This is a genomic window from Aureimonas sp. Leaf427 (assembly GCF_001425485.1).
In the GTDB taxonomy this organism is placed as follows: Bacteria; Pseudomonadota; Alphaproteobacteria; order Rhizobiales; family Rhizobiaceae; genus Plantimonas.
Genome location: NZ_LMQW01000034.1, coordinates 310819 through 323538, shown reverse-complemented (window position 1 = coordinate 323538; position 12720 = coordinate 310819). Strand labels below are relative to the sequence as shown.

Below are 12720 nucleotides of genomic sequence, written 5' to 3'. Positions count from 1 at the left end.
GGGACTGTCAGGAGTTCTGTGCGGGAGGTCATGATGATGGAAAGGAAAGGACCATCGCATGGCTATCGACAAAGAGCTTTTGGACCAGCTTCTGGCGGGACGCGACCCTCAGGACGTTTTTGCCCGTGACGGGCTTTTCGACGATCTGAAGAAGGCGCTGTCGGAGCGCATCCTGAATGCCGAGCTCGACGAGCATCTTGAAGGGGACCGAGCCGACGCCAAGCCGAACCGGCGCAACGGCTCGTCGAGGAAGACGATGCTAACAGGCACCTCGAAGATCGACCTGGCCATTCCGCGGGACCGGGCCGGCACCTTCGATCCGCAGCTCATCGCTCGGTATCAGCGCCGTTTCCCGGACTTCGATGCCAAGATCATCTCGATGTACGCCCGCGGGATGACGGTCCGCGAGATCCGCGGTCATCTGGAGGATCTCTACGGCATCGACGTCTCGCCCGACCTCATCTCGACGGTCACGGACGCGGTGCTGGACGAGGTGGCCGAATGGCAGAACCGTCCGCTCGACGCCTGCTATCCGCTTGTCTTCTTCGACGCCATTCGCGTGAAGATTCGGGACGAGGGGTTCGTCCGCAACAAGGCGGTCTACATTGCGCTCGGCATCCTGCCGGACGGAACCAAGGAGATCCTAGGCATCTGGATCGAGCAAACGGAAGGCGCCAAGTTCTGGCTGCGCGTCATGAACGAGCTGAAGACGCGCGGCGTCACCGACATCCTGATTGCCGTGGTCGACGGGCTGAAGGGCTTTCCCGAAGCGATCAACGCTGCGTTCCCCGAGACGGTCGTGCAGACCTGCATCGTTCACCTCATCCGCCATTCCCTGGAGTTCGTCTCCTGGAAGGACCGCAAGGCCGTGGTGCCGGCGCTGCGGGCTATCTACCGGGCTCGGGACGCAGAAGCCGGCATCAAGGCCCTGGAGGCGTTCGAGACCGGCGACTGGGGACGGCGCTACCCGGCGATCGCGCTGAGCTGGCGGCGGAACTGGGCCCAGGTCGTGCCCTTCTTCGCCTATCCCGAAAGCGTGCGCCGGATCATCTACACCACGAACGCCATTGAGGCGCTGAATTCCAAGCTGCGACGGGCCGTTCGAACACGGGGCCACTTCCCCAATGACGATGCGGCCATGAAGCTGCTATACCTCGTCCTCAACCACGCGGCCGAGGAATGGAAACGTCCTCCGCGCGAGTGGATAGAGGCCAAGACGCAGTTCGCTGTCGTCTTTGCAGACCGCTTCGTCCTCTGACGAAAACGGCCTCCCGCACAGAACTCCTGACAGTCCCGGCGAGTGGATAGAGGCCAAGACGCAGTTCGCTGTCGTCTTTGCAGACCGCTTCGTCCTCTGACGAAAACGGCCTCCCGCACAGAACTCCTGACAGTCCCCGCCACTCCAATTCAAGGCCGACACGCTGCTCGAGATGGTCGCCTCGGCGCTGGAGAAGTCCGACCTGCCCGCCCATCGTCTCGAGATCGAGATCACAGAGGGCGCTCTGCTCGACGACACCGACAATGTCCTGAAGACGCTTGTCGCCCTTCGCGACATCGGTGTGCAAATATCAATGGACGACTTCGGGACAGGCTACTCGTCCCTCAGCTACCTTCAGAAGTTTCCGTTCAACAAGATCAAGATCGACCGATCGTTCGTCGCCAATGCGAATGCTGACAGCGAGGCAATCCTGCGAGCCGTCGCAGGTCTGGGCGCGAGCCTCGGTATGGCGATCACAGCCGAAGGTGTCGAGACAGCCGAGCAACTCGCGCGGATTCGGGACGAGCGCTGCACGCATGTTCAAGGCTACCTGACGGGGCGCCCTATGGCCGCGAACCTTGTCGTAGACTTCCTGCAAAGATCGAATTTAGATTGGAAGAGAGAGTCCTGATGACCCAGATCCTGCACCGGCTTGTGTATTACAGCCGCAACCACATCTCCTGCGACGATGGTGTGTTCGGTGCGAACGTCGATGACATCCTGGCCAAGAGTCGAACCAACAACGTTCGCGATCAAATCACTGGGGCACTCCTGTTCAACGCCGGTTGCTTCGCACAGGTCCTAGAGGGTCCGCTCGAGAACATTGAGGCTGCCTTCGAGCGCATTCAACAGGACGACCGGCATGGCGACGTCGCGCTCCTGGCGCTTGATCCGATCAGCCATCGCAGCTTTCCGAACTGGGCGATGGGCTTCGTCGGCACATCGGACTTCGATGCAGAGCGCTTCGCCGACATCGGCAGGGCTAGCGGGTTCGACCCTTCCCGCCTGAGCGGTGACCAGATCCATATGCTTCTGCGCGACCTGACGATCGAGGAGGAAGCGGCGGCATAGAAACCCGCTTTTAGATTGGCTGATACGATTTTCAGCGTCTTCGAAGAGTCGCGTATGGAACGTCCGCTGTTCGCCTTCAGCTCCCGCTAAGCAGACCGGCCGCTTTCGGCAGATAACGACCCTTCAACGCCGTAAAACACGTAGATCCGACTGCCTTCGAGCGGACATGGTTTTCGCATCTCTTTGCTGGCTTGAAGCCGCATTGTGATACGTCGTTCCACTCTCTTCGTGACGAATGCGGATGGACCAGCGCTCGGGATGACAATCACCGCGGAGGGTGTGGAAACGGAAGAACAGCTCCAGTGGCTCAAGGATCAAGGATGTTATCAGGCACAGGGCTACTTGTTTGGGCGCCCGGGCCCTGTCGACTGCGGGAAGGCACCAGCCGTCAAAGCGATGCTTTGACCTGCATAAAGACAAGCCACTGCTCGTTGCCCCATCCCGATCCCTTGGGACGCGACCGAAGGGCGAACGTGTCGATCTCGATCGGGATGGCCTCCACCGCGCCCAGCGAAGCGGCTTCCCGCGGTCCAGTCATCGGTTGCCGTTAGCCATTACTCCGCCGGCGCTGCCTCGGCGACAGAACTGTCGCCGACAGACTCCAGCGATCCATCATGCCGCTTCCGGAACAACCATCGCACGACCACGAAGAACAGCGGCACGAAGAAGATCGCCAGTACCGTCGCGGTCAACATGCCGCCGATGACAGCCGTACCGATGGCAATGCGGCTCTGGGCACCAGCGCCCGTCGAGATGGCCAGTGGCAACACGCCGAAGATAAAGGCAAGGCTTGTCATCAGGATCGGCCGCAGCCGAAGCCGAGCCGCCTCGACCGCGGCGTCGAACGGCTTCTTGCCCGACCGTTCGGCCTGTTCCGCAAATTTGACGATCAGGATCGCATTCTTCGCCGACAGGCCCATGGTCGTGAGCAACCCGATCTGGAAGTAGACATCGTTCTCGAGACCTCGCAAGGTCACCGCGATCACCGCGCCGACAAGCCCAAGCGGGATCACCAGCATCACCGAGAACGGGATGGACCAGCTTTCGTAAAGTGCCGCGAGGCACAGGAAGATCACGAGCAGCGAAAGGCCGTAGAGCAGCGGTGCCTGCCCGGCGGAGAGCCGCTCTTGATAGGACAGCCCGCTCCAGGCCACGGACGTCCCCGGGAGGTCTGCGGCAAGCTGCGCCATCGTCTCCATCGCCTGACCCGAGCTGAAGCCCGGGGACGGCTGGCCTTGGATCTCGTAGGATGGCAGGCCGCTGAACCGCGTCAGCGTCGTCGGAGCCTGCGACCAGGTGGCGGAGGCAAAGGCGGAGAACGGTGCCATCCCGCCGCTGCCCGTGCGAACGAACCAGTTGTCGATGTCCTCGACGGCGCCCCGGTCGCCGGCATCGCCCTGCACGTAGACGCGTTTCACCCGGCCGCGATCTACGAAGTCGTTGACGTAGGAGCCACCCCAAGCCGTGCTCAGGGTCGCGTCAACATCGGATGAGCTGATCCCGAGGGCACCAACCTTCTCGTCATCGATCTTGATCTGAAGGGTCGGCACGTCCTCGAGACCGCTCGGCCGTACCCGCGTCAGCGACGGATCTGCCGTTGCCGCTGCGAGCAACTGGTCACGTCGCGTCTTGAACTCCTCCCGGCTCAGCTCGCCGTTGTTCAGGAGTTGCATGGTGAAGCCGTTGGATTGGCCGAGGCCCTGCACCGAGGGAGGGGTAAGGGCGAAGAACTGCGTATCGCGAAGGCCCGAACCCAGCGTGCTGCTGGCACGCGCGACGATCGCGGCGGCGCCATTCTTCTCGCCCACTCGCTCGTCCCAGGGCTTGAGCTGGACGAAGCCCTGGCCGACGTTCTGGCCCGATCCCGTGAAACGGAAGCCGGAAATGGTGAAGAGGCCGGCGACATTAGATCCCTCGGCTTCAAGGAAGTGATCTTCGATCGCCTCGGCCGCAGCGACCGTCCTGGGTAGGGTGGCTCCCGGCGGCAACGTGTATTGAACAATGCCGTATCCCTGGTCCTCGACCGGTAGAAAGCCGCCCGGCAGTTGCAGGAAGAGGAAGACGAGCCCGGCGACGATGCCGGCAAAGACGATCAGCGACAGCCATGCGCGATGGATCGCGCCCTTCACGCCAGCGACGTAGCCACCGAGCAGGCGGTCGTAGCCGCGGTTGAAGCCGTCGCCGAAGCGGCCGACGAGGGCACCGATGCCCCGCCTTCGCCGGGGCTCCGTCCGCCGCTTCAGCATACTGGCAGTCAACGCCGGCGTCAGCACGAGAGCGACGACGACGGACAGGACCATCGCCGAGATGATCGTCACCGAGAACTGTCGGTAGATGACGCCGGTCGAGCCGCCGAAGAAGGCCATCGGGAGGAACACCGCCGACAGGACCAAGGCGATCGCGATCAGGGCGGTCTGAATCTCGCTCATCGACTTCAGTGTCGCGTCCCGTGGCGAGATGTCGGGATCCTCTTCCATGACCCGCTCGACGTTCTCGACCACGACGATGGCATCGTCGACGAGAAGGCCAATCGACAGGATCATGCCGAACAGCGTCAGCGTGTTAATCGAATAGCCGCAGAGCGCCAGTACGCCGAAGGTGCCGAGCACCACCACTGGCACCGCGATCGTCGGGATCAGCGTCGCCCGCCAGTTCTGGAGAAAGACGAACATCACGACGACGACCAGGATGATTGCCTCGATCAGCGTCTTCACCACCTCGTCGATGGACAAGCGGATGAAGTCGGTGCTGTCGCGTGGAAAGGTGACCTTGTAGCCATCCGGCATCGACTGAGCCTGCTGCTCGACCAAGCCCTTCACCAGCTCGGCCGTTTCCAGCGCGTCTGCTCCCGGGGCAAGCTGGACCGCAAGTCCAGAGGCGGGATGGCGATTGAACCGGGTGAACCGGGTATAGCTCTCCTTCCCCAGCTCGACGCGGGCTACGTCGCCGAGGACGACACGGGCGCCGCTGCTCTCGCTGCGGACGATGATCCTGCGGAACTCTTCCGGTGTCGTCAGCCTCGAGCGGGCGGTAACCACGGCGTTCAGCATCTGGTCGGCGGGCGATGGTTGAGCGCCGATCTGTCCGGCCGCGACCTGGGCGTTCTGCGCCTCGATCGCCGAAATCACATCCGACGGCATCAGGCCATAGGAGTAGAGCCGCCCGGGATCGAGCCAGATCCGCATCGCGTACTGGGCGCCGAAGAGGTTGGTGTCGCCCACGCCCGGAAGCCGGCCGATGCGCTCTTGAAGATTGGAGCCGATGTAGTCCGAGATGTCGCTGTCGGTGGCGCGGTCGCTCTCGTCGTATATGGAGGCCACCAGTAGGAAGTCGCTGTTCGACTTCGTGACGGTGAGGCCTTGCTGCTGCACCTGTTGCGGCAAGCGCGACAGGGCCTGCTGCACCTTGTTCTGGACCTGCACCTGAGCGATGTCAGGATCTGCGCCCTTGTCGAAGGTGACCGCGATCGTCACCGTCCCTTCGGCCGACGAGGTCGATATGAAGTAGATCAACCCATCAAGGCCGGTGAGCTGCTGTTCGATCACCTGCGTCACGCTGGATTCCAGCGTCGCCGCGGAGGCGCCGGGATAGGTTGCCCGAATGTTGATCTGCGGCGGAGCGACGTCGGGATACTGCTCGATCGGCAAAAGCCAGATCGAACCGGCACCGCCGAGCATGATTACGATGGCGATGACCCAAGCAAAGATCGGGCGGTCGACGAAGATCCGGCTGATCATAGTGAGGCCACCGGCTTTACCGCGTCGTCCGTTTCAGTCCCGCCGAGATCGGCCTCCACGGGGCGGACCACTGCACCGGGCTTTACCTTGCTGACGCCCTCGACAATCACTCGGTCGCCGGCCGCAAGGCCGCCGGTCACCAGCCAGCGATCGCCGACCGCGCGTCCGACCTCGATGCGACGCTGCTCGACCTTGTAGTCGGCATCGACGAGGAGAGCGGTCGCCTCCCCCCGCGGATTGCGGGTTACGCCCTGCTGCGGCACCAGGATTGCATCCCGGGCCTGGGCCTGCGAGAGTTGGGCTCGTACGTACATACCCGGCAGAAGCAGCCCGTCGGGATTGGGGAACTCCGCCCGAAGTGTCACCGACCCGGTGTCGGGACTGACCGTCACCTCGGTGAACTTCAGCGTGCCAGCCAGCGGATAGTCGCTGCCGTCTTCGAGCTTCAGCCGCACCTCGGCGGTGTTGGACTCAAGCTTGCTCGACGCCAAGGCGCCTCGCAGCTTCAGCAGCGACGTCGATGACTGCTGGATGTCGACGAAGATCGGATCAAGCCGTTGGATGGTCGTCAAAGACTCGGTCTGAGCGGCCGAGACCAGCGCGCCCGTGGTTACCACCGAGCGGCCGATCCTCCCGGCGATCGGTGCTGCGACCCGGCTGAAGCGGAGATTGATCTCAGCAGTTTGGAGCTGTGCCTCCGACTGTGCGACGGCCGCGGCGGCAGTGTTCGCCGCCGCGGCGGCGTTGGTGAAGGCCTGCTCGCTGACGACGCCTTTCTGGACCAGCGGCCGCAAGCGATCCGCCTGACCGCGGGCATTCTCGTCGGTGGCCTTCGCACTCGCGACGTTCGCCCTGGCCTCAGCGACCGCAGCCTCGAACAGGCTGGAATCGATCTGGTAGAGGACATCACCCTTTTGAACGGTGGCTCCCTCCGTGAAGAGACGCTCTTGAACGACGCCGGAAACCTGCGGGCGAACCTCGGATGCCTCGTAGGCCGCCGTCCGACCGGCCAGCTCGGTGATGAGCGAGACATCCTCCGTCTTTGTGACGATAATCCCGACTTCGGTCGGCGGTTTGGGCGAGGTCTTCGCCTCTTCGGCTTCCGAGCTGCACCCTGCGAGGAAGAACAGCAGCCCGAGGATTGCCGGGATCTTTGCAGCGGACGTCGAGCTGAAACTTCCGGCGAAATGCATCATGGACAGTGTCCTGCTCGTCATCGAGAGATCAAACAGAAACACGGTTGGTTTCCTGGGGTCCGCGCTCAAGCGAACGCAGGTCTCAGTCGTTCCGAGCTCCTCTACAGCGCAAGGTAAAACTTTGAAGAGCCACGGACAGACGGGTGCCGATCACATGTTGCGGCGCAACCGCCCTGCGCCAGACATTTTACGCTTAAACTCACAAACTGTGACGGTAAGCCGCGTATCCGCAGAGTGGGCGTGGATGGCGGGCAAACAGGACTTCGTCACGTCCTAGGGCGTAATACGCGCAGAGTGGATGGTCTGGAAGACGCCTAGTCCAGTCTCAAACAGCAGAAAAAGCTGCCGTCCGGAAGCTGCCGTTCAGATTTCGACCCAACTTTGACGTAGCCCAGAAGGTTTCGCGGACCCAGTAGCGGACTTTCACGGTCACATGTCGGGTCAGAAGCGAAAGCGCAGCGCCTCGATCACGAGAGCGAAGGCCGGCGATGGCTGGCGTCGGCTCGTGTAGTAGAGGTGGTAGCCAGGCATGGGCGGGCACCAATCCTCCAGGACCCTGATGAGTCTACCGTCTCGAAGGTGGTCCTCCACGTAGTCTTCCGGCATGTAGGCCAGCCCCATTCCGTCGACTGCGGCCTGCCGCATCATGGGAACGCTGTTGAAGACGACACGGCCATGGATCCGGACCTCGAGTGTCTGCACACCCTTACGAAAGTCCCAGGCGTATAGGCCGCCATGGGTGGGTAGCCTCAGCCCGATGCAGTCGTGGTCGACGAGATCCTGAGGTACCTTCGGCGGCCGACGGGTCTCCAGGTAGGACGGCGACGCCACGATCGCCGTTCGAAAGCCGGAACTGAGCCGCACAGCAATCATATCCTTGTCGACGTGCCCGCCGAACCGGACGCCGCCGTCGAAGCGGTCGGCCGCGATGTCGACGAGGCGGTAGTCGTTGATGATCTCGACGTTCACGTCGGGATTGGCCCGCAGGAGCGGCGCGAGCTTCGGCCAGAGAAGCGTCTCGGCTGCATGCTCAACCGATGTGATGCGGACGGTTCCGGCCGGCTTGTCGCGGAGCCCCGATATCGCTGTCACCTCCCGGTCGATCTCGTCCAGCCGGGGCTGGATGCTGTCGAACAGGCGAGCCCCTGCGTCCGTCAGCGACATGCTGCGCGTCGTCCGGGTGAGAAGCTGGATTCCGAGCCGGGCTTCCAGCGTGCGGACCGTATAGCTCAGGGCAGACTGGGAGACGCCGAGCTTGGCTGCGGCTTTCGTAAAGCTTCGCTCCCGCGCGACCTCGACGAAGGCGATGAGGTCGTTGACGTTCTCCCGACGCATTCAGAAATCCCGCTTCTAAGCTCATGCGAATATGGGTCTCTAATCATAAGTCGTCGAGTACGCCATCTTCTGGGCAAGCTGACCGCCCTTGGCAGAGTCGACGGACCTCCGTCACGCCCGGGGCTGCTTCGAGCGCTGCGAACGACATGCGCTTGCGCCTCTCGCCAACCAGGCGTGCGCCTGTATCACGGAGATCCCCATGGCAGATGGACGAGCCCTACGACTGCGCATCAACGATCGCGACCACGACCTGGTGCTCGATCCCCGCACGACCCTTCTGGATGCCTTGCGCGAGCACGCCGGGCTTCCCGGGTCGAAGAAGGGATGCGACCAGGGCCAGTGCGGCGCCTGCACCGTCCATGTCGATGGCCAGCGGGTCCTCGGCTGCCTGACGCTGGCCGCGCAGGTGGAGGGACGCTTCGTCACGACGATCGAGGGCTTGGCGGCCGCCGACGGAACGCTTCACGCCGTCCAGGCGGCCTTCGTCGAGCACGACGCCTTCCAGTGCGGCTACTGCACGCCGGGGCAGATCATGTCGGCGGTGGCCTGCATCAACGAGGGCCACGCCGGGTCCGACGATGAGATCCGCGAATACATGAGCGGCAACATCTGCCGTTGCGGGGCCTATCCCCACATCGTTGCCGCCGTGCGCGACGCGGCCGGTCGCCTCGCCAACAGCCGGGGAGCCTCGCTATGAGATCGTTCGACTACATCCGACCCTCCGACGTCCCCGCCGCCATCCGCGAGGGTGCGACGGGCGAGACGCGGTTCCTCGCCGGCGGCACGACGCTCCTCGATCTCATGAAGTGCGGCGTCGAACTGCCCGCCCGCGTAGTGGACATCAGCCACCTTCAGGGACTTGGTGACGTGACCGTCGACGACCGTGCGATCCGTGTCGGTAGCCTCGCCAAGATGGCCACTGTGGCCGATCACGAGGACATCCGGACGGTCGCCCCCGTGATCTCGGAGAGCCTTTGGCGCGCGGCATCGGCACAGCTCCGCAACATGGCCTCGATCGGCGGAAACCTGATGCAACGGACCCGTTGCACCTACTTCCGCGACCCCGCCGGCTACGCGAACTGCAACAAGCGCGTTCCCGGTTCGGGATGTGCCGCGTTGGACGGCCTCAACCGCAACCACGCCATCCTCGGGGCCAGCGAGGCCTGCATCGCGACCTATCCCGGCGACCTCGCGGTCGCGCTCGTCGCCTTCGATGCGACCGTGCGCATTCGTGGCGACGTGGAGCGTTCCGTCCCGGTCGAGGCTTTCTACCGTCTGCCGGGCGACCGGCCCGACCTCGAGCACGACCTCGCCGCGGGCGAGATGATCGTCGGGATCGATATCCCTGTGACCGCGGCGCTGCGGCGTTCGCATTATCTCAAGGCCCGCGATCGTGCCTCCTACGAGTTCGCGGCGGCCAGCGCCGCCGTTGGCCTCGACCTCGAGGAGGACGGCCGTACCATTCGCGAGGCACGCGTCGCCCTTGGCGGCGTCGCAACCAAGCCCTGGCGGGCCCGTGCGGTGGAAGCCGCCCTCGTCGGACATCCACTCGACGAAGCCAGCCTTCGCGCCGCCGCCGCGATGGCCGTCGAGGGCGCCGAGCCCCGAGAGCACAACAGGTTCAAGGTCGAGCTTGCCCCCCGGGTCGTCGCCCGCGCCCTCATGACCGCAGGAGGCATCGCATGAGCTCCGCTCTCGAGACGAAGGTTGACCGTCGCACGGTGATGAAAGGCTCGCTCGCCGCGGCCGCGGCCGCCTCTGCCGGAACGAGCCTCCTGGCTGGCGGCGCCGCGGCCCAGACGCCCGTGTCCCCGGCCAAGGTCGGCGCGATCGGCACGCCCATGTCGCGGGCCGACGGACCGCTGAAGGTGACGGGCCGCGCGCCCTACGCCATCGAGCATCCACAGGAGAACCTTGCCTACGCCGTTACCGTGACCTCGACGATCGCCGCCGGGCGGATCGTCTCGATCGATACCGCCGCGGCCGAAGCCTCGCAGGGGGTCGTTGCCGTCTACACGCATGAGAGCGGGATCAAGATCAACGTCCCCAAAGCCTTCTTCGAGGGCGGCGCGGCGACCGAAAGGTTCGTGGCGCTTCAGGACGACATCGTGCGCTGGAACGGGCAGCACATCGCGCTCGTCGTCGCCGAAACGTTCGAGGAGGCCACCGAGGCCGCGAGGTTGGTGGAGGTGGAATACGAACGCCGCGACGGCATCATCGATGCCGAAAGCGTCGCCGTCCCCCCGCCGCTGGAGACCATGAACGGCGAATGGGGCGATGCGCCCGCCGCGCTCGCCTCGGCGCCGGTGACCGTCGAGGCCATCTACACCACGCCGCGCAACTATAACGCGCCGATGGAGCCGCATGCCTGCATCGCCTCCTTCGTCGACGGGCAACTGACCGTCTGGGAGCCCAGCCAATGGCCGAGCGGCGGTCGGCAGGTGCTCTCAGAGACGATGGGCATCGACTTCGAGAAGGTGCGCCTGATCTCGCCCTTCACCGGCGGCGGGTTCGGCTGCAAGGTCGGCCCCCATCCGCATGTGTCGCTTGCCTGCGCGGCCTCACGCGAGCTCGGTCGCCCCGTGAAGCTATCGCTGACCCGGCCCCAGACCTTCACGGGCTATGGCGGGCGTCCGCGTACGCACCAGAAGCTGTCCCTTGGCGCGACCGAGGACGGCAAGCTCGTCTCGATCGTGCATGAAGGCTGGAACGAGACGGCAATCGACGATCTTGCCTTCGAGCAGACGAACGCCGTCACCAACATCATGTACGCGACGCCGAACCTGCGCTCCTGGCATTCGATCATCCCGACGAACACGGTCAATCCGGGATGGATGCGCGGCCCCAACGAGACGTGCAGCGCCTACGCCCTCGAGACGGCGATGGACGAGCTGGCCTACAAGCTGAAGATGGATCCGCTCGAGTTTCGCCTGCTCAACTGGGCCGACGAGGATCCCCAGCATCGCATTCCTTGGTCAACCCGTCGGCTGCGCGAGGCCTATGCCGCCGGGGCAGAAGCCTTCGGCTGGTCGGCGCGAAGCCTCGAGCCGCGCTCGATGCGTGAGGGACGCGAGCTGATCGGCTGGGGCATGGGGGCTGGCACCTATCCGGTTCTGCGCACGCCGAGCGAGGCGAAGATGGTGCTGCACGACGACGGCAGCATCGAGGTGCTGAGCGCCGCTGTCGACATCGGCACGGGGACCTACACGATCCTCGCCCAGACAGCGGCCGAAGCTCTTGGCGTTCCTGTCGAACGGGTCCGGGTCTCTCTCGGCGACACCATCTTCCCGCGGGCGGCGCTCGCCGGCGGTTCGCAACTGGCAGGCAACCAGACGGGCGCCGTGCACAGGACGGCCCTGGCGATGCGCGAGCAGATCCTGGCGCTCGCGGTTGGCGAGGCGAACTCCCCGCTTCGCGATGCGCGCGCCAACGACCTCCTGATCGAGAACGGGCTGGTCCGCCCCTCGCGACGTCCGACGGGCGGGATCGCCCTTGCCGACCTCATGAAGGCAATGGGCCGCGAACGCCTTGAGGTCGAGGGCAACACCTACGATCCCGGTACGTCCGCAGCCGATCGGGACGCGACAGGCCGCAGCTTCACCCAGATGCGTTTGCCAACGTCCAGCGGCCGCTCCGCCCATGCTTGGGGCGTGCACTTCGTGGAGGTTCGCGTCGACGAGGACTTCGGCACCGTGCGCGTGAAGCGCATGGTCGGGGCCTTCGACAGCGGCCGCATCTACAATCCCAAGCTGGCCGAGAGCCAGTGGATCGGCGGCATGATCATGGGCCTCAGCCAGGCGCTTCTCGAGGAAGGCCAGTTCGATCCCCGCGACGGGCGCGTCACCAACGCCAACCTCGCCGACTACGCGGTGGCGGTGAACGCGGACATTCCGGACATCCAGGCGATCAGCGTCGGCGAGCCCGACTACGACGCCAGCGTTCTCGGCGGCAAGGCTGTGGGCGAGCTCGGCATGATTGGCGTGGCGCCGGCGGTCGGCAACGCCGTGTTCCACGCGACGGGCAAGCGGATCCGCACCCTGCCCATCACCATCGAGCGGCTGATTTAGGCACCGCTGGACGGCGACAGCGCGCGCGGGTCGCCGACATGGGGTTCCCTGCATGC

The 12720-nt window shown here is 64.6% G+C and carries 9 protein-coding genes and 1 pseudogene; 7 read left to right on the top strand and 3 right to left on the bottom strand.

Going from position 1 to position 12720, the window contains the following annotated elements; all coding sequences use genetic code 11:
- The first annotated feature begins 58 nt into the window (after positions 1-58).
- From ASG62_RS17650 to ASG62_RS25845, 4 genes and pseudogenes are all read left to right on the top strand, one after another.
- On the top strand, positions 59-1258 hold the full coding sequence (locus tag ASG62_RS17650; RefSeq protein ID WP_056698570.1) for an IS256 family transposase: 1200 nt from the start codon (positions 59-61) through the stop codon (positions 1256-1258).
- 139 nt (positions 1259-1397) lie between these two features.
- Positions 1398-1889 (top strand): annotated as a pseudogene (locus tag ASG62_RS17645) (EAL domain-containing protein); the annotation flags it as partial.
- Positions 1889-2329 carry a BLUF domain-containing protein gene (locus tag ASG62_RS17640; protein WP_056693932.1) on the top strand — a complete coding sequence of 147 codons (441 nt, stop codon included), beginning with the start codon at positions 1889-1891 and terminating at the stop codon, positions 2327-2329. The pseudogene ASG62_RS17645 and the gene ASG62_RS17640, both read left to right, overlap by 1 nt.
- Before the next feature lie 258 nt (positions 2330-2587).
- A complete protein-coding gene (locus tag ASG62_RS25845) occupies positions 2588-2734 on the top strand; it encodes an EAL domain-containing protein (RefSeq protein ID WP_082537147.1) in 147 nt (48 codons plus the stop codon).
- A 149-nt stretch (positions 2735-2883) separates the two neighbouring features.
- Here ASG62_RS25845 and ASG62_RS17635 read toward each other — a convergent pair whose 3' ends face one another.
- The 3 genes from ASG62_RS17635 to ASG62_RS17625 form a co-directional block, all read right to left on the bottom strand.
- Entirely contained in the window at positions 2884-6066 is a 3183-nt protein-coding gene (locus ASG62_RS17635) for an efflux RND transporter permease subunit (RefSeq protein ID WP_056693929.1), read from the bottom strand.
- The gene (locus tag ASG62_RS17630) at positions 6063-7262 is read right to left on the bottom strand and encodes an efflux RND transporter periplasmic adaptor subunit (protein WP_244487547.1); all 1200 of its coding nucleotides are present in this window, start codon (positions 7260-7262) and stop codon (positions 6063-6065) included. The genes ASG62_RS17635 and ASG62_RS17630 overlap by 4 nt, the downstream gene beginning before the upstream one ends.
- Positions 7263-7703: 441 nt before the next feature.
- Positions 7704-8597, bottom strand: coding sequence for a LysR family transcriptional regulator (locus ASG62_RS17625; RefSeq protein WP_056693927.1), 894 nt, complete (start codon positions 8595-8597; stop codon positions 7704-7706).
- Positions 8598-8796: 199 nt separating this feature from the next.
- Here ASG62_RS17625 and ASG62_RS17620 point away from each other — a divergent pair, with 199 nt between their 5' ends.
- From ASG62_RS17620 to ASG62_RS17610, 3 genes are read left to right on the top strand one after another with little or no spacing between them, the layout of a single operon-like run.
- Positions 8797-9294 (top strand): (2Fe-2S)-binding protein, encoded by a 498-nt coding sequence (locus tag ASG62_RS17620; RefSeq protein ID WP_056693924.1) that lies wholly within the window; start codon positions 8797-8799, stop codon positions 9292-9294.
- Positions 9291-10283 carry an FAD binding domain-containing protein gene (locus ASG62_RS17615; RefSeq protein WP_056693920.1) on the top strand — a complete coding sequence of 331 codons (993 nt, stop codon included), beginning with the start codon at positions 9291-9293 and terminating at the stop codon, positions 10281-10283. The genes ASG62_RS17620 and ASG62_RS17615 overlap by 4 nt, the downstream gene beginning before the upstream one ends.
- Entirely contained in the window at positions 10280-12664 is a 2385-nt protein-coding gene (locus ASG62_RS17610) for a xanthine dehydrogenase family protein molybdopterin-binding subunit (RefSeq protein WP_082537146.1), read from the top strand. The genes ASG62_RS17615 and ASG62_RS17610 overlap by 4 nt, the downstream gene beginning before the upstream one ends.
- Positions 12665-12720: the final 56 nt, after the last annotated feature.